The sequence below is a fragment of the Lachnoclostridium sp. Marseille-P6806 genome (genome assembly GCF_900625025.1).
Classification (GTDB): Bacteria; Bacillota; Clostridia; order Lachnospirales; family Lachnospiraceae; genus CAG-791.
Genome location: NZ_LR130579.1, coordinates 77,147 through 96,453, shown reverse-complemented (window position 1 = coordinate 96,453; position 19,307 = coordinate 77,147). Strand labels below are relative to the sequence as shown.

Here is a 19,307-nt window from a genome sequence, read left to right as displayed (position 1 = left end):
CGGAGATACGGCAGAAAGGGGAATATGAACGGGAAGCCAGTGCGAAAGTGCCGCCTCAACGGAAAAAAAATACGGGGTTATGAGTATCTGCTGCTGTCGATCCCCTTTCTGCTGCTGGTCATTGCTTTTGCGTATGTGCCCCTGTTCAGCTGGCTCTATGCGTTTGTGCATTACCAGATCGGGCACAGGCTTTCGGACATGCCGTTTGTCGGTCTCGCGAATTTTGCGAAGCTCCTCAGACAAAGGAAGGAAATTGCCAGAGTGCTCCGGAACACGCTGGCCATGAGCTTTCTGAATATTATCTGCACGCCGCTCCCGATGATTTTTGCGATCATGCTGAATGAGACGCGGCGCGTGAAGTTTCGGAAATTTGTGCAGACCATGACGACACTTCCCAATTTCATCAGCTGGTTCGTGGTGTTCGAGCTGGCCTCGGCGCTCTTTGCCTCGAACGGTCTGCTTCCGCTCCTCGAGGGAAAAATGGGGATTGTCCGTGAAGGCGGAAATATCATGGGCAATAATGATATGGTATGGATTTTCCAGCTGCTGCTGGGTATCTGGAAAGGGCTCGGATGGCAGGCGATCATTTATCTGGCAGCGATTGCAGGCATCAACGAGGAGCTCTTCGACGCGGCGCGGGTGGACGGGGCGAGCAAGCTGCAGACCATCCGTCATGTGACGGTTCCGGGCCTGATGCCAACCTACATGGTGCTCCTTCTTCTTCAGGTCGCAAATCTTCTGAACAACGGTCTTGATCAATATTTTGTCTTTTACAACCCGTCGGTGTCGGATCGCATCGAAGTTCTGGATTATTACGTATACAAAGTGGGGATTCTCGTCAACGACTACTCCTTTTCCATTGTCATCGGAATGCTTAAGACGGTGATCAGCGTGATTCTTCTGTTTACCGTCAACGGGATTTCCAGAAGGCTGCGCGGCGAGCCGCTGGTGTGATGTGCCGTAAAGCTGCGCGGGCAGCCCCCTGGGCGCATGAAAACGCGAGGAAATCAGAACAGGAAGCATGGGAGGGAAAAGAAATTGAGCGCTGTCAGAATCAAAAGCTCGCCGCAGGAGGCGCTGCTGCGCGTCGTGAATATCGGCCTGCTTTGCCTTATCACGCTGTTGTGTACCTATCCGTTTTACTATGTCGTCATCGGGTCGGTTTCCAGCGGGGACGCATTGGCGGACGGCGTGTTTCTGCTCCCCCGGCAGATCACCTTTTACACCTACAACAGAGTGTTTGCCAAAGGGGATATCGGACATGCCTTCCTCGTCTCGGCGGCGCGGGTGGTATCGGGAACGTCCGTCTGCCTGCTCTGCTCCTCTTTTTTTGCCTATCTCATGACGAAACGGGAGATGGTGGGGAGAAGAATCGTGTACCGGATCGTGATTTCCACGATGTATATCCATGCCGGTCTGATTCCGTGGTATCTGACCATGAAGATGTACGGCCTGAAAAACCATTTCCTACTGTATATTCTCCCGGGGGCGGTCAGCGCGTACTACATTATTCTGATGAAAACCTTCATCGAACAGCTCCCGGCCTCCATGGAGGAATCGGCGGCACTCGATGGAGCCGGGATTTTCAGGACGTTCTGGTACATCATTCTTCCGCTGTCGAAGCCGATTATCGCAACGATTGCAGTCTACTGTGCGGTCGGCCAGTGGAATGCGTGGGCGGACAACTATTTCCTTGTGACGGATCCGCGGTTGCAGACGGTGCAGCTGATTCTGTACAACTATCTGAGGCAGGCGGAGCAGCTTGCAAGCAGCATGCGCTCGGGCATGCTGGGCAACAGCGTGCTGGAAAATGCGATCAGTCCGACGGGGGTCAGAATGGCGATCACCGTCATCACGGTGATACCGATTATGTGCGTCTACCCGTTTCTCCAGAAATATTTTGCGAAAGGAATCATGATGGGCGCCGTGAAGGGCTGAAAACAGAACCCGTATTCAAGGGGCATCAAAGAGGAAAACATTAAGTAAGATGGGAGGGAAACACATGAAACACAGAAAACTGTTCACAGGACTTCTGTCCGCCGCGCTGACGGCGGCGCTGATCGCGGGCTGCGGCAGTACGGCACAGAGCCCGACCGCAGGGGGAGACGAGACGGTGCAGGCGGCCGGAGGCGACGCGCAGGAGGCGGGCGAGCGCAGTATGGAGCCCGTCACGCTGACGCTGGGCATCAACGCGCTGGATGAGGGCGAATGGACTGGCGGTATTGCTGATAAGATCCGCGAGGAGCTGGGCATCACCATTCAGGTGGTTAAGGTCGACAACGAAAAGGTCAAGGTGCTCGCCGCCGGCGGTGATCTTCCGGATATGCTGATTCTGCCGGAGCTCTACATGCAGGATGTGCAGAACATGATTTCTGCGGGACAGTTTGCACCGCTTGATGAACTTCTGGAGAAGTACGGGCAGAACATCATGAAGAATGAGCCGGTTGCCATGCGGTATTCCAAGGAGGTGGTCGGGAACGGAACGACATATATTATTCCCTGCGCCGTCAAAAAGGCGGACATGAATACGCCGCTGAAGAACGGTTTTGTCGGGTTTTTCTCAAGATATGATTTCTATAAGGCGGTTGGCTCTCCTGAAATCAACGGCGAGGACGACTATCTGGAGGCGCTGCGGCTGATGCAGGACTACGCCCAGTCACAGCGGACGGACGGAAAGAAAGTATACGCGCTGTCCGGCTGGACGGACTGGGGACTGTGGCCTTACACCATCGCGTACCCGTTTTCGCATGGCTATACGAACCTTGCGGGCAATTTCACGGGCAAGGATGACACCGGAGAAGTGGAGAGCCAGTTCCTGGATGAGGATGGCGTTTTCTGGAGAGGGCTGAAATTCATGAACAAGGCCCACAGGATGGGGCTGTATGATCCGGAGGCTCTGACGCAGAAATGGGAGCAGTATGTTGACAAGGTCAAGAACGGCACGCTTCTGACACAGATCCTGATGCCGCCCGACCATTCGACGGCCGCGGCGGACAATGCGGTGATGACGCTGCTTCCCGGCGCATTCCCTGTTCTTCCGGACATTTATAATTACGATCTGGCCTGCGGCTATCAGGTCAACGATTCCCGTGCCATTTCCGCGAACTGCAAATATCCGGAACGGGCGATGCAGTTCATGAATTATCTCGACAGTGACGAGGGCGCCCGTCTGATCATGAATGGCGTGCAGGGCAGGGACTGGGATTATGTGGATGGCGTTCCGCAGATCATCGGGGAGCGTCTGGCGGCCTTTGAAAACGGGACCAACAGCGACTATGATCTGGATCACGGCGGCATCGCGCAGCTTCAGTACTTCTATTCCGGCGCCTGCCAGCCGGCAGACGGTTATCCCGTCAATCTTCAGGAGTCCGAAGACTGGATTGTCTCTCATCTGAGTGACGGCGAAAAGATGTTCGCACAGGACTACGGCTGCGAATATCCCGGAAAGGTGTATGATCAGTGGATCAAAGACGGCCTGGCGACCACGCAGTCCTCTGTCGCCGTAAGTCTCCAGATCATCGGCCCATGCTCTGACGAGAACGCGCAGATTCAGTCCAATGCGGATCAGTACATGAACGCGAACATCGCCAAGGTCATTCTGGCGGAGAGCGACGAGGAGTTTGCCTCGGCCAAGGCCGCCATCATTTCTGATCTGAAAGCGATGGGCGCGGACACGGCGGATGAGGAGTTCAGACAGAATGCGGAGGAAGCGAGAGCGCTCGCGGCTTCCTTTGCGGAGTAAGTGATCACGGAATACGGGTGGGGAAGCTTCACCGGGAGGGATACATGAGAATGTGGACGGCAGAGGACAGGGCGGCGGTAATGGTGCCGGACAGACAGGCCGTCTATCACTTTACCGGCTCTGTGGAACGCGCGATGCGCTACGCGGAGCAGAAGCAGCTCATGGATCCTTCTCTGTGGAAGCGGTTTGTGGAGCAGTACAGGTGCAGACCGGACGGCGCGGACAGGGGATGGCGCGGAGAGTATTGGGGGAAAATGCTTCGTGGGGCGGCGACGGTCTGCGCATGCACGCGGAACGAGGCGCTGTACCGGATCCTGGAGGATACCGTGCGCGATATGCTGTCCACGGCGGAGCCCGGCGGGAGAATCAGCAGCTATGCGGCATCCTGCGAGTTGGACGGCTGGGATCTGTGGTGCCGCAAATATGTACTCCTCGGGATGGAATATTTTCTCGGCCTGTGCAGGGATGACGCGCTGGCAGAGGAGATCGTCCGGAGTCTGTGCCGGCAGGTCGACTGCATCATGGAAAGCATCGGCAGCGGCGAAAACCGCAGGCCGATCACGTCAGCCTCGCACTGCTGGAGGGGACTGAATGCAAGCTCGATTTTAGAGCCGGTCATGCGGCTTTATTGTCTGACGGGACGGCGGAAATATCTGGAGTTTGCGGAGCACATTGTCGCATGCGGGGGGACGGCGGTCGCGAATCTGTTCGAACTTGCTCTTGCAGACAAGCTCCCTCCCTATCAGTATCCCGTCACGAAAGCCTATGAGATGATCTCCTGCTTTGAAGGACTCCTGGAATATTACCGGGCAACCGGGGAGGAGCGCTGGAAGCAGGCGGTTCTGCATTTTGCGTACCGGCTGCTGGATACCGATTTTACGGTGATCGGCTGCGCCGGCTGCACGCATGAACTGTTCGATCACTCGACCGTCCGGCAGGCCAATACGACGAATCATCCGCTGATGCAGGAAACCTGCGTCACGGTCACTCTCATGAATTTTTTCCGGCGGGTCATGCTTGTGACGGGAGATCCGGTCTTTGTCGACGCGTTTGAGCGCTCGTACTATAATGCATATCTCGGCGCATTCAATACGCAGGGCTTTGAGGACGACCGATCGGAGCGGATGCAGGGCATTGTTCATATGGGACTGCCGTTTGACAGCTATTCCCCGCTCACGCCCGGCAGGAGAGGCATACAGGCGGGGGGCTTTCTTGTCATGCCGGACGGCTATGCCTACGGATGCTGCGCCTGCATTGCCTCAATGGGGGTAGGCCTCGTTCCGGAAATGACCCTCATGAAATCACCGGCGGGCGTGTATCTGAATTTGTACGAATCGTGCAGCATCCGGGGCGTCCGTGTCTGCGGAGGGGAACTTGATCTTTCCGTGGAGTCGGATTATCCGCGGGTGGGGCGGATCCGGATCCGCATCGAACGGGCGGCGGGAGCCGGTGAAATGCTGCTTGCGCTGCGCATTCCGGGCTGGAGCCGGAGGACGGAGCTCTCGGTAAACCGCGGAGAAGCGGAGCGGCTTCCCTTCACGGGAAAGGCCTTCTACCGGAAGCTCAGGAGGGTGTGGAGTGCCGGAGACGTCGTCGAGCTTTCACTGGACATGCGCACCTTTGCGATTCATCCGATTCCTTACGGACATGATATTCTGGTTAACGACATGCGCTTCGGACTGGATTATGAGGTGCTTCGCTATGACGAAGAGGACCCGGAGGCACGGTTTCACATTGCGCTGCAGAGGGGGCCGCTGATGCTGGCTGCGGAGGATTCTCTGGGACGCCCTGCCGACCGGCCCGTATCCATCCGGGAAAACAGGGACGGCAGCGTCAGTGCGGCGATTCCGGAAAAAGAAACCGCGCCGTATCCGCATCTGCTGGAGCTCAGGGTCGAGACGGAGGACGGCGGGGTGACGCTGACCGATTATGCCTCCGCGGGCAAGGACAAGCGGCGGCATATGGCGGTATGGATCCCGGCGGCTCACTCTCCGGGCTGATCGCCGAGCTTCGCCGTGACGCGCTCCTCTATGCTCTGCGTAAAGCGGCGCAGCGTCTCAATCTGCGCGTGGGCCTCTGCTTCGCTCCGTATTTCTCCGGTGCCGTTTTTCAGCCAGCCCACGATCTTCCGGTTGATGTCGGGAGAAAAATGCAGGGTGTCCATGTACTGATCGAGATCGGTCACAATCTCCTCCCGCCCCATGAAGCTGTAAACGCGCACGTTCGGGTGTCCGAGCAGCGCCTTCATCGTCTGCAGTTCATTCCAGAGCACGGCGTCGCGCTGACCGCTCCGGGAAATGTCGTCCCACCAGAGAATGGAATAGGGAGGAAAGAAGAAATAAAACTGCGTTTCAGGGTGCGCCTCGGCCATCCCTGTGAGCAGGGCAATATTGGCGGTGAGATTTTTCCGGTCATGATCCTCGGGGAGAATCTCAGCCGCTTTTTTTTGCCGCTCGTAATGAGACAGCGCCGCGGCTTCTCCGAAGATCTTGCCATCCTGCCAGTTGTAGGACGTTCCCTCGTCGTAGCCGGCGAGAGAGCGGGCGATCATGTAGGGAATCTTTTCAAATAAAACGTCCTTATTGAACCAGTAGGCGAAATCGTTCAGAGGATTCCTGTCATAGAGGTAAGTGGGGCAGCCGGTGGCCGTGAAGGTCGTTTCGGGCGCGGCGGACAGAGCGGCGGGATCGATGTTGTAGAACACCTGCCGGAGCGGGTGCTTCTCATAGGCGATGGAAAGAAAGCGGCACAGATCGGCCGTCCCGCCGTAGGAGCGGACAGCCTTGATCGTCCGTCCGCCGAACGCCTCGTCAAACCACGCGTTGTTGTAGTTTTCCGCAACGGACGAGCCGGCGATCAGACTGTCATACTCAAAATGACGCAGCGTCCCGACACACTGGTATTCCTTGTCGGTGAGCACCGCGCGCAGGCCGAACCACGGCCGGTGATAGTGAAAAAAGGGATCAATGCAGACGACGAGAAGAATCACGGCGCCGAGAATGAGCGCCGTGATTCCTGTGAATTTTCGGATGAAGCCTGCGGGAGTGGGAGATGTCATAATCGTAGAGGCCTTTCTTTTGTGCGGTGGCTTTTATCCGATTATGGCATTTTGCGGAGAGAGCGTCAAAATTTATTTCCGCCTGGATCATGCCCCGTAGCTTGCTGCGGGGTGTTTGTTCGAGAAGAAAGTCCTCCTCCCCGAAAAGACGCCCCTCCGCAGCTTCAAGCCCGTACCGTCGGAGCGCGGCGGAATCCATCTGCAGGGACGGGATTTCGGCGCTGCCTGTCTCCGGCTGTCCGGCCCCCGCCGAGTAAAACGGCATACCGGCGCTCTGCTCCGTGCTCCCTGGCGCAAAGGGCTGCGCTATCCTCACGAGCACGCAGGACAGGGCGAGGAGCGCACCGGATGCCGCCGCTGCGGCTGCGATCAAAGGCAATTTGTGTGCCCATAGCCAGAAAGTATCGTTGTTTACTGAAAAAATACTGTATTAACATAAATTTTTTGTTAATTGTATTCTTCATATATTATAGGATTTTTCAGCAAAAAGCAATTTTTGCAAAATCAGACAAGAGAGTACTCAGCATATCTGGTATATTCAAAGGCGGTGTTCGCCGGTGCGCCTCCGGCGGGTGAGAACAAACCCGCCGACCAAGGCGGTAAAGGGCGCGACGGTCACCAGAGCAAAGCTGCCGACGAGAGTTTGAAGAATTTTGCTGGCGATCATTTCCAGATCGATTTCATAGTATTTCGAGTGGCTGGGTTGATGGCAAAAAAACGCGGCGGGGGTCGCGTGGCTGAGGTTCACGCTGGAGATCACGCCGATGCGGTAGCCGAGCTGATCCCGGAGCTTTTCGGAAATCGTCTCGTATTTCACCGTTCCGCTCTCATCCATGTTGATGGTGCCGGAATAGGTTTTGTGCCCCGTCGACAGGGAGGTCGCCGTGGAGGCCGAACCGGGGCAGAACGAGGTGGAATCATAGGTCTGGGCGGAGCCTGCCACGGGGAAGCTGAGGGCATCCGCATTTTTGACCAGCGTTGTGCCCTGCTCCTTATCGCCCATGGAGCTGCCGTTTTCCACGGCGGTCAGGTAATTCGCCGTTTTTTGGTATCTACGAGCGATTCTGGGAGATCAGTGTAAAGCGGAACGTCATTCCGGCATCAAATTCATGTTAAACTTTTCCGTTCGGGGCGCGGAGGCCCACACATTAGAATTCAGAAATTGAAATAAAGAAAGGTGCTCACGCCGGACAGGGAAATCACGGACCAGACAAAGAGAAGCGGAAGGACAAAACAGACCCGCCGCGAGGAAACGGCGGTTTCCGCGATCTCGGGAGCGCTTCTGCGGGTGAAGATGATCCATGCCGAGAGGAGCAGGAGCAGAAGCCATCGGATGAGCGCCGCGGGCTGCGCCATGGCGGGGAAGCGCTGCGCGATGAGCTTGTTTATGACATATAGCTCCGCGGGCATGTAATTCTGCGCGGTCAGACAGAGATAGCCGGGGAAGCGGAAGCGGAGCAGCGTCCGGAACATCTCGAGGGCGGCGGCCATGCTCTCCGAGCGGAAAAAGATGAGAGAGAGCATGAAGAAGAGCATGGTGAGCGCATTGCCGAGGCCCCTTGGAATGACGAGAAGCGGCGCATGCCGAAGAAAATACCGGGGACGGCGCTTCGCTTCGCCGGACTCTGAGGGAACCATGATGCCGAGGCCGTCCCAGATCGTGAGGAGCCCGTGCATCAGTCCCCATGCGAGAAAGGTCCACGCCGCGCCGTGCCACAGGCCGCTGAGCGCAAAGACGATCAGGATGTTCCGTATGGTGCGCGCCGTGCCGCCGCGGCTTCCACCCAGCGGATGATAGACATAGCGCGTGAAGAAGCGCTGGAGCGTCATGTGCCAGCGCTGCCAGAATTCCCGTATGCTCGCCGCGCGGTAGGGCGAGCGGAAATTCAGGGGGAGGGTGATGTTGAACATGGCAGCGATGCCCATGGCCATGTCGCAGTAGCCGCTGAAATCAAAATAGAGCTCAAAGGTGTAGGACAGCAGCACCAGCGCCGTTGTGAGCGTGTCCATATACCATGTCATGGCAAAGCCGTAATTGGCCGGGACGGCCAGCGCGTCGGCGAGAAGAACCTTTTTTGCGAGCCCGATCACGAAAAGGACGATGCCGCGCGCAAAGCTCTGCGGACAGAAGCGCCGGTTCCGGAGATCGGCAAACTGCGGCATCATCTCGTCGTAGAGGACGATGGGGCCGGCGATGAGCTGAGGAAAAAAGGTGACAAAGGTCAGATATTCCGGGAAAGGGTAGTGTTTTGCCTCGCCGCGGCAGCGGTCGATCAGAAAGGAGAGCTGCTGAAAGGTAAAGAAGCTGATGCCCAGAGGCAGCAGGATGTGCCGGAGCGGGTAATCGGTGTGAAAGACGGCGTTTATGTTTTCGAGGAAGAAGTCGAAGTATTTGAAATAAAAAAACAGCGCAAGATTGAGACCGACGCCGCCGACCAGGACGACGCGGCGAAAGAGCCCTGCCGCGGGGCGCGTCTCCAGCGCGGCGAGCAGGCCGCTCAGTGTGTAGTTTACGGCGATGGAGGCGAGGATGATGAGGAGATAGGAGGGATTGAAGTACGCATAGAACCAGAGCGACATCGCGGAGAGAAAGAGGAGAGCCGCGGAATGCAGCCGCAGATGGTTCAGAAAATACCAGCCGCCCAGTGCAAGAGGGAGAAACAGAAAAAGAAAAATGTAGGAGTTGAACAGCATAGGTGACCTCGGAAAGCGGCGGCAGTGATATATACCTCAATATATGTACCTTTGTATTTTACCTGATCCTCCGGAGGATGACCAGACAGTGCGCCCGGGGCATCTGCCGGAGGCGGAGCGGTCCGTTTCCGGGATGCTTTTGCTCATTCCGGAACTTGTTCATGCCGGAGAGTGCGTTTGTATATAACGCTTCTGTGCGGCGGGAGAAATTTTGTTATAATAATACATTAAACAAAAGGGCGCGGACACAGACTCAGGCGGGATGATCGGAAACCTATGCAGACACCCATCGAATTCGGAAGAAGCTTTCTAAACGCATATTATCGGAACCGGGATACGGAGGAATGCCTCGGGTATCTCGGGGAGGATATCATTTGGGTCACGCCGGGGGATGCGGTTCACCTGCGGGAGCGGGAGGAAATTTCCCGTTTTGCAGGGGCGCAGATCGAGGCCAATGAAGAGCCTTATTATGTGGACGTGGCGGAGACGATGTCCGATCCCGTCGCAGAAAACATCCGGGCGCTTACGTATGTCTGCGCGCTGGTGCCGAAAGATCCGAGCCGCGCGAAGCAGATTCGGGTGACGCTGGTCATCCGCGGGGATGCGGAGGGCATGGCGATCACAAGTCTTCATATCTCACGCCGCTATCGGCAGTCGGACACCTCCGCCTTTACGGAGTTCCTGGAGCGCCTTCCCGATGAGCACATGGTTGTGCAGAGCCGCAGCGGACAGAATCTGAAGCTTCTCTCCTCAAACCGGAGACTGATGGAGGAGCTGGGATATCCGGAAAAGGAGTACCGTTCCCGCTCGAAAAAGGATCCCTTTTTCATGTTCCGCGAGCAGGACAGAAAGAGAATACGCAGAACGTTCTCGTCTCCGGCGGAGGGCGAGCGGAGATTCCGCGTGACGGCGAGGGAAAAGGGAGGCAGGCGGCGCGGCTATGAGCTGATCGGGCGCCTTGGCCCCGAGGAGGACGGGCGGAGAACCGCCTATCTCATCTTCTTCGATGTTACGGCGCAGAACGAGGAGCGGGCAAAGCTCGGAAGGACCATCTCCACGCTCTCGGAAATGGCGGATCATCAGCCCTGCGAGACGGCGGTGGTGCGCTGCGCTGCGGAGAAGGATGCGGAGGCGGGCGGCGCATATGCGTGCACGCCCCTCTTCCTCAGCCGGAATCTTCCGGCGCTTTTCGGCCTCGAGGCGGCGGCGTTCGAGCAGGAGCTCCGGAAAGACATGTTTTACGGGCTGGAGCTGCAGGAGGTCACAAAGGAATATTATCTCCGCCGTGCGACGGCCGGAGCGGACCGGGAGGCGGAGCTGGAAAAAACCGTCTGCCTGCACCGCGGAGACGGAAAGCCGGACCGCCGGGTGCGCCTTTCGGTATACGGCTGCGAGAGCCGGGACGAGGCGCCGTCTTCGGACGGTGGCGCCAAGGAGAGCGAGAGCCGCCCTGCATACACGGTCTGCCTCTATTTTGTCGATGTGACAGAGGACGAGCAGGAGAGGGAGCGGCTGGAATTTGACGCGAAGCGGCGGGTCCGTGCGGCGGAGGTCAGAGAACAGGAGGAGAAGCAGGCGGCGCTCCGGGCCGCAGAGGAGGCCGGGAAGCAGATCGAGGAGGCGAAGCGCTATACCACCGGGCGGCTGGCGGAGCTGGAGGAGATGCACGCGACGGAGACGGAAGCGAACCGCGCGCGCTTTGAGGAGGAGCTGGAAGCGGCGCGGCAGCAGTGCGCCCGGCTTCAGGAGATCGCCGGGACGCTACGGACAGAGAAAAAGGCCGCGGAGACAGAGCGGGATGGAGCGAAAGAGGAGGCGGAGCGCGCGCTCCGCAGCCGGGGGGATTTTCTTAGCAGAATGCACCGCGATCTCAGAGCGCCGGCGGCCGCGATTCTTTCGCTTGTGAAAACGGCGGGGGAAGCGGAGGACGAGGCGGCTTTCGCGGCCTCCATGGGAAAGATCCGGGAGGCGGCAGGGGTCATGCAGCGGCAGGTCGATCGTCTCCTTGAGATGGCGGAGCTGGAGGCCGGAGAGCGGGAGCTTGCAGAGGAGGAATTTGTCTTCCGGGATCTTATGCGGGAGCTGGAGGAGCGGGCTGCCGAGGCCTGCGGGACGGCAGGCATTGAATTTCACGCGGAGCAGGATGAAGCGATTCCCGAAATCATGCTCGGCGACCGCGCGGCGATCGCCGAAGTTCTGACGAATCTGCTCGATAATGCGGTGAAGTTCACCGGCCGGGGCGGGCAGGTGCGGCTCCGGGCCGAGCAGGGACAGCCGCAGAGCGGCCGGATCCCGCTGCGTTTTTCGGTGATCGATACCGGCATCGGCATCCGGGAGGATCTGATGCCCGTCCTGTTTGACCCGTTTGTCAGAGGAGAGCGGGCGGACGGAACGAACGAGGGCTTCGGACTGGGGCTGGCCGCGGCGGAGCGGCTTGTCCGGATGATGGACGGCGGGATCGGCGCGAGCAGTACGCCGGGCGTCGGATCGTATTTTACGGTGACGCTTTCCCTGAAGCCGTCCACGGCAGAGAGCGGCAGAACCCGGACGGCCAGAGAGCTGCGTCTTCGGCAGGCCGCGGAGGGCGCGTCCCGCCGCGGGGACGGCCTTGCGGGCCGGCGTGTTCTTCTGGCGGAGGACGATCCGCTGAATATAGAAGTGATACGGCATCTTCTTGAAAAGAAAGGCGCGATCGTGGACAAGGCGGCCGGAGGGCGCGCCGCCGCCGCGGAATTTTGCGCCGCGGAAAAGGACTATTATGATGCGGTTCTTGTGGACTATTCCATGCCGGGGACGGACGGCCTTGCGGCGGCGAGGCAGATCCGCGCGGCAGAGGCGGAGCGGGGGGCGGAGCATACGGTTCCGATCGTTGCGCTGACCGCAAATTCCTTTGAGGAGGATATGGCGGCCTCGTTTGCCGGCCTGATCGATGCGGGGCTGGCGAAGCCGGTGGAGCCGAAAAAACTGTTCGAGCTGCTGCGCGCGCTGCTGCGGCGGGGCACGGCGGCGGAAAGCGGAGAGCGAGGATGAAAGCGCAGGCGCCGGATCGCGTCCGCGGCGGCGCTTTCGGAAAGGAGGGCGACATGACAGGTAAAAAAGAAAATCATGCGGCGGGAAGAAACGGAAAAGCCATAAAAAACAGGAAAGAGACAGAAAAGACGCGCGCGGAACGGAAAAAGAGACTTCTGGGTCTTGCCGGCTGCTCGCTGGGGCTTGCCGGACTGGCGGCGACCGGAGGCGCGCTCGGCGCGGCGCAGTATTTTTACGAATTTTCGCTGATTCCGAAGAAGCATGATCCCCGGAATGACGATACGCCGTCCGAAATACCGTACCGCAGCGGACGGCTCTGGATGCAGGAGCATGTGCTCCGCGAGGACCGCTACCTCACCTCTGCGGACGGTCTGCGCCTCCATGCGAATTTCATTGCGTCCGCGGACCCGACCTGCCGGAGGTACGCGATCTGCGTACACGGCTACGGCGACGCGTCGGAGAGTATGGGGCTCTATGCCCGGCATTACTATGAGGAGCACGGGATGAGCGTCCTGCTCCCGGATCTGCGGGGACACGGCGAGAGCGAGGGGAATTATGTCGGGATGGGACTGCGGGATTCGGAGGACATCGCGCTCTGGATCCGCATGATCGTGGAGTACGATCCCGAGGCGGTGATCATTCTGCACGGGATTTCGATGGGGGCGGCGACGGTGTTGCTTGCGACGGGGCGCGGGCTGCCGGAGAATGTGCGCGCGGCGATTTCGGATTCGGCCTACACCTCGGCCTATGAGGAGTTCCGCGATGTGTACCGCACGCTTCCCGGCGCGGTGCTTCCGGCGGACATTATGCTGGAGCTGGTGCGGGGGATTGCCCGTGTGAGAGCGCACTATGATCTCAAAGAGGCGTCGCCGCTTGCGGCGGTGCGGCAAAGCGAAACGCCGACGCTGTTCATTCACGGCGACGCGGACGACTTTGTGCGTCCGGGGATGATGCCGCGCCTGTTCGAGGCGGCGTCCTGCCCCAAGGAATTTGCGTGGTTTGCCGGCTCGGGGCACGTGCAGTCCGTCGTGGACGACCCCGAGTGCTACTGGAACCGGGTGGACCGGTTTCTTGACCGGGTGAGCCCGTGGATACTGCATAAGAATCTGCGGAGCGACGAGGAGGTCTGAGCCGGCATGCGGATCGTGCCGGCGACAGCCGGGAAGCCCCGTTACGCCTGCTGCGTCAGCAGCGTGACCGAGCTCCCGTTCACCTCCACGGAGTGGATGTTGCGGTTGAGATAGACGTTGAAGCGGGTGACGCCGCTGCGCCGTATGGTCGCGTTCAGGTTGGGATTGAGCTCGGTGAGCTCCTCCTTTAAGAGTCCCAGATTGAGCTCGTTTGTTCTGTGCCGGTCGAAGATCCGGTGAATCTGCTGTTCGATGTCGCTGTCGGAGGAACCGTTCAGCGAGACGTACACATGATTATTGTGCGTCGTGACGCACAGAGAGGCGAAATCCTTTACAAAGTTCATCAGCTTGGAATAGCCGTAATTCTGCGCGTCAAATTCCGGGAATACGCTCTGGAGGCGGGAACCGATCTCGCCGAGGCTGGTATCCTTTCCGTCGGCGCTGTTGTCGGTGATCATGTCGATGATGGCTTTTTCGACCACGGCCTTATCGGTGAACGTATGCTCCGCGCTGCTCTCCTCGTCGGTGCCGTCCGCTCCGTCAAGGAGGAGAGCGCCTGCGCCGGAATGATACAGGTCGTGCTCCCGTGCGGCGGAAGCCGGCGGCTCATTGAGCGCGGCTGCGGCGGGAGCAGCGGACGGCAGAGAAGAGGCTGCGGCGGAAGTCCCGGAGGCGGATGCTGCGGCAGCGGGAAGCGGCGCGGCGGTTCCGGTTTTCTTTCCGCGGGCCGTCGTCGTCTTTTTTGTTTTTGCGGAAGACGCGCTGCTCCTGCGGTCGCGGGAGGAGGGGGCGGAAGCGAGCTCTTCGTCGCTGTCGCCGCCGTCCACATCGAGGAAGATGAAGCGCTCGCAAGAGGCGCGGAACGATTCGGGCGTCTTTTTCTCCCCCATGCCGATGACCATTTTTCCGGATTCGCGGAGGCGCTTTGCGAGCTTGTTGAAATCGCCGTCGCTGGAGACGATGCAGAAGCCGCCGACCGTGTTGCGGTAGAGAATATCCATCGCGTCGATGATGAGGCCGATGTCGGAGGCGTTTTTGCCCGGGGTGTTGTTCATCTGCATGATGGGCTCCAGAGAATAGGTGGCGGAGCGGTTCAGCCACGGGCGCAGGCGGTCCTGCGACCAGTCGCCGTACATGCGGCGGATCGTGATCTTGCCGTACTTCGACAGCAGGCTCAGAATACTGGTGATGTATTTGGCGCTGACATTGTCGGAATCGATGAGGAGTGCGAGATTGATTTTCTTTTCTTCGTCTTCCATGGAGTGACCTTTCCAAAAGTATGCAAATCAAGTAAAATAGGGTGAAAATTCACGCGGATGCGCTGACTCTTTCCGCAGTCGAAAGGTGCTGCTGTCAGGCAGAGGATATGAGACCAGTATAAAGGAAAAACGTGAAAGATGCACGAACTTCCCGTGGGCGGAGGCAAAGCCGCCGGAGCGCGGGAGACGGGCCGGAAATATTCTTATTACAGAGGCAAGGAGACGGATATATTTATGAAAGAGCTTAAAGATTACGTGCGCACCATTCCGGATTTTCCGGAGGAGGGCGTTATGTTCCGGGACATCACGACGGTGCTGAGCGATGCGGATGGGCTGCGCCTTGCCATCGATCAGATGGAGTGGCTGGTAAAGGACGTCGCATATGACGTGATCGTCGGCGCGGAGTCCCGCGGCTTTGTCTTCGGTGCGCCGATGGCTTATAACGAGCACAAGCCGCTCGTGCTGATTCGTAAGAAAGGCAAGCTCCCCTCGAAGACCATCGCGGTCGATTATGATCTTGAGTACGGCAAGGCGACGCTGGAGATGCACAAGGATGCCATACAGTCGGGCCAGAAAGTGCTGATCGTGGACGATCTGATTGCGACCGGCGGCACGACAAAGGCGATGATTCAGCTGGTGGAGCAGCTTGGCGGCGAGGTGGCCGGGTGTCTCTTCATGATGGAGCTCGCCGGACTGAACGGGCGGAAGCAGCTTGAGGGGTACCGGGTGTTTTCGGCCGTGACCTACGAGGGCAAGTAGATTTGCAGGCTTCGGAAAGACGGACAAGAGGAGCTGCTTTGAAGTATATATCATGGAATGTGAACGGCCTGCGGGCCTGCATATCGAAAGGGAGCTTCGACGAGCTCATGGCGGCGGAGCAGCCGGACGTTCTCTGTCTGCAGGAGACAAAGATGCAGGAGGGACAGGGCGAGGCGGAGCTGCCCGGTTATCACGGATTCTGGAATTATGCGGAAAAAAAGGGCTATTCCGGAACCGGCATTCTCACGCGGCAGGAGCCGCTGGATGTCCGCTATGGAATGGGAATCGAGGAGTACGACCACGAGGGGCGCGTCATCACGCTGGAGCTTCCCGAGTGGTATCTCATCACGGAGTATGTGCCGAACGCCAAGGAGGAGCTGAAACGGATCGACTTCCGCTGTGCGTGGGAGGACACGTTTCTTCGTTATATCAAAGCGCTGGATGAAAAAAAGCCGGTGATATTCTGCGGCGATCTGAATGTCGCGCACGAAGAAATCGACCTGAAGCATCCGAAGCAGAACCGCGGACACGCGGGCTTTTCGGACGAGGAAAGAGGAAAGTTCAGCGAGCTTCTGGCCGGCGGCTTCACCGATACGTTCCGCTATTTTTATCCGGATGCGCGGGACCGCTATTCGTGGTGGTCATACCGGATGCGCGCCCGCGAGAACAACGTGGGATGGAGGATCGACTATTTCGTGACCTCCGACCGCCTGCGGCCGAGACTGAAAGACGCGCTCATCTATGACAGGATCGGCGGCTCGGATCACTGCCCGGTAGGACTGATTATCGAATGACGGATGATTGAATAAAGAACGGATGATAAGGAGAAGAGGAATGAGTGAGAACTGCAATCATGACTGCAACAGCTGCGGGGAAAACTGCGCGTCGCGCGACCCGAAAAGCTTTATCAAGCCGCAGAACAAGGGATCAAACGTAAAGAAGCTGATCACGGTGGTCAGCGGGAAAGGCGGCGTCGGCAAGTCTCTGGTCACGGGCCTTGCCGCGGTGGAGTCGCGCCGGAGCGGATATTCCACGGCGATTCTCGACGCCGACATCACCGGACCCAGCATCCCGAAGATGTTCGGCCTCGGCTGGCAGGATGTCAGCGGGACGGAGGACAGTCTTCTGCCCGCCGTGACGAAGACCGGCATCAAGGTTATGTCCATGAATCTTCTGATGGAGAATCCGGATCAGCCCGTCATCTGGCGGAGCCCCGTCATTACCGGCGCCCTGACGCAGTTCTGGACGGATGTGGCATGGGGGGATGTGGACTATATGTTCGTCGATATGCCCCCGGGAACCGGCGACGTGCCTCTCACCGTGTACCAGTCTCTTCCGGTGGACGGAATCGTCATTGTCACGACGCCGCAGGATCTCGTCGGCATGATCGTGGACAAGGCGGTCGGCATGGCGAACACCATGCAGAAGCCGATTCTCGGCCTTGTGGAAAACATGAGCTATGTGAAATGCCCCGACTGCGGCCGTGAGATTCGCGTATTCGGCGACAGCCACGCGGAGGAGCTGGCGGCGAAGCACGGCTTCCCAGTGATCGGGAGAATCGCCCTGGATCCTGCGCTGACGGCGGCCTGCGACGCGGGAGAGATCGAGTATTATGACGGGGAATATCTCACGGAGCTGAAAACGATTCTGGAGAGCTTATGACGGAACTTTGCGGCTTCGGCAGGCGGATACGGCGTTTGATCATACCGGTACTGGCGATCTTTGCCGGAGCGGCGGCGCTTCGAGCGCGGACGGAGCCCGCTCATGCGGCGCAGGCGGCGGGCGGGAGCGTCGTTCTTGCACTGGATCCCGGGCACGGGGGCCCTCTTTCGACCTCCGATCATCTGGGGGCGCAGTATGCGCCGTATTCCGAAAAGGCGATGACGCTCGAGCTGGCGCAGCGCATAGAGAAAGAGCTTTCCGTCTATGACAATGTGAACGTGGTGCTGCTCCGCACGGCCGACCGGCCGCTTTCTCTGGCGCAGCGGGCGGCGGATGCGCAGGCGGCGGGGGCGGATTTTCTGATCAGTCTTCATTTCAACGCAAGCCTGCAGCACCTCTCCTACGGGACGGAGGTGTGGACCTCTGCGTTCGGGAGCAATTATTCCGCAGGGGCGTCTTTCGGACGGGCGGTGCTGGAGCAGACCGCAAAGCTGGGCTACTATGACAGAGGCGTGAAAACCCGTATTGGCTCGCACGGCGATTATTACGGCATTATCCGGGAGAGCGCCGCGCGCGGCATTCCCTCGGCGCTCATCGAGCACTGCTACCTTGACAGCAGCGCGGACCGCCTGTCGCTCGGCGGTGCAGGAGATGTGGAAGCGCTGGCAAAGGCGGATGCGGCGGCGATCGCCCGATATTTTCATCTGCGATCTTCGGCGACCGGCGAAGACTATACAGATTATGTCCGGCCCGCGGCTGTCCCTGCCGGGGCGGCCGGCATCCCGCAGGATCAGACACCGCCGGATGTCTGCCGGCTTGAACTTTGCGGACGCGATGCGGCGGGGCAGGTGATTTGCCGTCTGACGGCGCGGGATACGGATTCGGTTTATCCGGTGCTCTATTATTTTTACAGTGTGAACGGCGTCCCGACGGCCCTTCTGCCTTTCCCGCGGAATGGGGAGGCGGTGGTCTTTACCGTCAGCGCGCCGCCCGGAGCGGAGATTGTCGCCGCGGCGGTGAACAGCTATGATCTTGTCAGCGTGAGCCGTCCGGTGACGGTGCGCTGACGCCTGACGCTCCGGGTGCGCTTCGTAGGCGCTGCGGGGGCCGCAGAGAACGCGGCAGAGGAGATACCTATGGCGGAAGAATTGGTTCTTGCAATCGATACCGGAAATACGCATACCGTGCTCGGCTGTGTCCACGAGGACGACAGCATTTCGCCGGTGCTTCGCCTTGAGACAAATGAGCGCCGCACGGAGTTTGAGTACGCGGCGGATATCTCCCGCATTCTTGAAATCAGCGGGGTGAGACTCCCCTCCATCGGGGGCTGCATCATCAGCTCCGTGGTTCCTCCGCTGAACGACACGCTGTCCCGCGCGGTGCGGATGATCACCGGCATCGATCCGATGATTGTCGGCGCGGGGCTGAAAACCGGTCTGGATATCGGCCTTGACGACCCGGGGACGATTGCGGCGGATCTTGTGGCGACTGCCGTTGCGGCCAAGGAGCGCTACCCGCTGCCCTGCTTTATTGTCGATATGGGCACGGCGACTACGATTACCGCGGTAAGCGCGGGCGGACGCTATCTGGGCGGCGCGATTTATCCCGGGCTGGGGATATCGCTGAACGCGCTGGTGCAGGAAACCTCGCTTCTGCCGAATATTGCCGTCGCTCCGCCGAAGAAAGCGGTGGCGACGAATACGGTCGAAGCGATGAAATCGGGGATGTTTTACAGTACGGTCGGAGGACTCGACGGTCTTCTTGACCGCTTTGAGGAAGAGCTCGGGGAGCCGGCGTCCATCGTGGCGACCGGCGGGATTGCGGCAAGAATTACGCCGCACTGCAGGCACCGGATACAGATGGCGGAAAATCTCCTGCTGGAGGGGCTCGCCATCATTTACCGGAAAAACCGGAGAATGGCGAAGAACAGGCGTCCGGACGAAGCAAAGAGACGCGTGTGAGGATGGGACAGA

General features: G+C 59.0%; 15 protein-coding genes. 11 read left to right on the top strand and 4 right to left on the bottom strand.

The window, feature by feature from the left end; translation table 11 throughout:
- The first annotated feature begins 24 nt into the window (after positions 1 to 24).
- From E0E20_RS08445 to E0E20_RS08430, 4 genes are all read left to right on the top strand, one after another.
- Positions 25 to 954 carry an ABC transporter permease subunit gene (locus E0E20_RS08445; RefSeq protein WP_130837767.1) on the top strand — a complete coding sequence of 310 codons (930 nt, stop codon included), beginning with the start codon at positions 25 to 27 and terminating at the stop codon, positions 952 to 954.
- 84 nt (positions 955 to 1,038) lie between these two features.
- Positions 1,039 to 1,938 (top strand): carbohydrate ABC transporter permease, encoded by a 900-nt coding sequence (locus tag E0E20_RS08440; RefSeq protein ID WP_242622729.1) that lies wholly within the window; start codon positions 1,039 to 1,041, stop codon positions 1,936 to 1,938.
- A gap of 64 nt (positions 1,939 to 2,002) precedes the next feature.
- Positions 2,003 to 3,742: an extracellular solute-binding protein gene (locus E0E20_RS08435; RefSeq protein ID WP_165444040.1), complete on the top strand. Its 1,740-nt coding sequence runs from the start codon at positions 2,003 to 2,005 to the stop codon at positions 3,740 to 3,742.
- A 44-nt stretch (positions 3,743 to 3,786) separates the two neighbouring features.
- The gene (locus tag E0E20_RS08430; RefSeq protein ID WP_130837764.1) at positions 3,787 to 5,742 is read left to right on the top strand and encodes a beta-L-arabinofuranosidase domain-containing protein; all 1,956 of its coding nucleotides are present in this window, start codon (positions 3,787 to 3,789) and stop codon (positions 5,740 to 5,742) included.
- On the opposite strand, the gene E0E20_RS08425 is transcribed toward E0E20_RS08430, so the two are convergent.
- From E0E20_RS08425 to E0E20_RS08415, 3 genes are all read right to left on the bottom strand, one after another.
- Complete coding sequence (locus E0E20_RS08425) at positions 5,727 to 6,800, bottom strand: SGNH/GDSL hydrolase family protein (RefSeq protein ID WP_130837763.1); 1,074 nt, start codon at positions 6,798 to 6,800, stop codon at positions 5,727 to 5,729. The two genes, E0E20_RS08430 and E0E20_RS08425, sit on opposite strands and share 16 nt — an antisense overlap.
- A gap of 538 nt (positions 6,801 to 7,338) precedes the next feature.
- A complete protein-coding gene (locus E0E20_RS14470) occupies positions 7,339 to 7,821 on the bottom strand; it encodes an alkaline phosphatase (protein ID WP_330508891.1) in 483 nt (160 codons plus the stop codon).
- A 134-nt stretch (positions 7,822 to 7,955) separates the two neighbouring features.
- On the bottom strand, positions 7,956 to 9,494 hold the full coding sequence (locus tag E0E20_RS08415) for an MBOAT family O-acyltransferase (protein ID WP_130837762.1): 1,539 nt from the start codon (positions 9,492 to 9,494) through the stop codon (positions 7,956 to 7,958).
- Positions 9,495 to 9,770: 276 nt separating this feature from the next.
- On the opposite strand from E0E20_RS08415, the gene E0E20_RS08410 reads away from it, so the two are divergent.
- Both E0E20_RS08410 and E0E20_RS08405 read left to right on the top strand, forming a co-directional pair.
- Positions 9,771 to 12,524, top strand: coding sequence for an ATP-binding protein (locus tag E0E20_RS08410; RefSeq protein WP_130837761.1), 2,754 nt, complete (start codon positions 9,771 to 9,773; stop codon positions 12,522 to 12,524).
- Positions 12,521 to 13,654, top strand: coding sequence for an alpha/beta hydrolase (locus E0E20_RS08405; RefSeq protein ID WP_130837760.1), 1,134 nt, complete (start codon positions 12,521 to 12,523; stop codon positions 13,652 to 13,654). The genes E0E20_RS08410 and E0E20_RS08405 overlap by 4 nt, the downstream gene beginning before the upstream one ends.
- A gap of 41 nt (positions 13,655 to 13,695) precedes the next feature.
- Here the strand turns inward: E0E20_RS08405 and E0E20_RS13930 are convergent, their stop codons facing one another.
- The gene (locus E0E20_RS13930; RefSeq protein WP_165444039.1) at positions 13,696 to 14,913 is read right to left on the bottom strand and encodes an NYN domain-containing protein; all 1,218 of its coding nucleotides are present in this window, start codon (positions 14,911 to 14,913) and stop codon (positions 13,696 to 13,698) included.
- A gap of 234 nt (positions 14,914 to 15,147) precedes the next feature.
- On the opposite strand from E0E20_RS13930, the gene E0E20_RS08395 reads away from it, so the two are divergent.
- The 5 genes from E0E20_RS08395 (at position 15,148) to E0E20_RS08375 (ending at position 19,295) form a co-directional block, all read left to right on the top strand.
- Complete coding sequence (locus E0E20_RS08395; protein WP_130837759.1) at positions 15,148 to 15,672, top strand: adenine phosphoribosyltransferase; 525 nt, start codon at positions 15,148 to 15,150, stop codon at positions 15,670 to 15,672.
- 38 nt (positions 15,673 to 15,710) lie between these two features.
- Positions 15,711 to 16,466: an exodeoxyribonuclease III gene (locus tag E0E20_RS08390; protein WP_130837758.1), complete on the top strand. Its 756-nt coding sequence runs from the start codon at positions 15,711 to 15,713 to the stop codon at positions 16,464 to 16,466.
- A 40-nt stretch (positions 16,467 to 16,506) separates the two neighbouring features.
- Complete coding sequence (locus E0E20_RS08385; RefSeq protein WP_130837757.1) at positions 16,507 to 17,334, top strand: Mrp/NBP35 family ATP-binding protein; 828 nt, start codon at positions 16,507 to 16,509, stop codon at positions 17,332 to 17,334.
- Positions 17,331 to 18,401, top strand: a complete 1,071-nt coding sequence (locus tag E0E20_RS08380; RefSeq protein ID WP_130837756.1) for an N-acetylmuramoyl-L-alanine amidase family protein — start codon at positions 17,331 to 17,333, stop codon at positions 18,399 to 18,401. The genes E0E20_RS08385 and E0E20_RS08380 overlap by 4 nt, the downstream gene beginning before the upstream one ends.
- Before the next feature lie 69 nt (positions 18,402 to 18,470).
- Positions 18,471 to 19,295 (top strand): type III pantothenate kinase, encoded by an 825-nt coding sequence (locus tag E0E20_RS08375; RefSeq protein ID WP_242622728.1) that lies wholly within the window; start codon positions 18,471 to 18,473, stop codon positions 19,293 to 19,295.
- Positions 19,296 to 19,307: the final 12 nt, after the last annotated feature.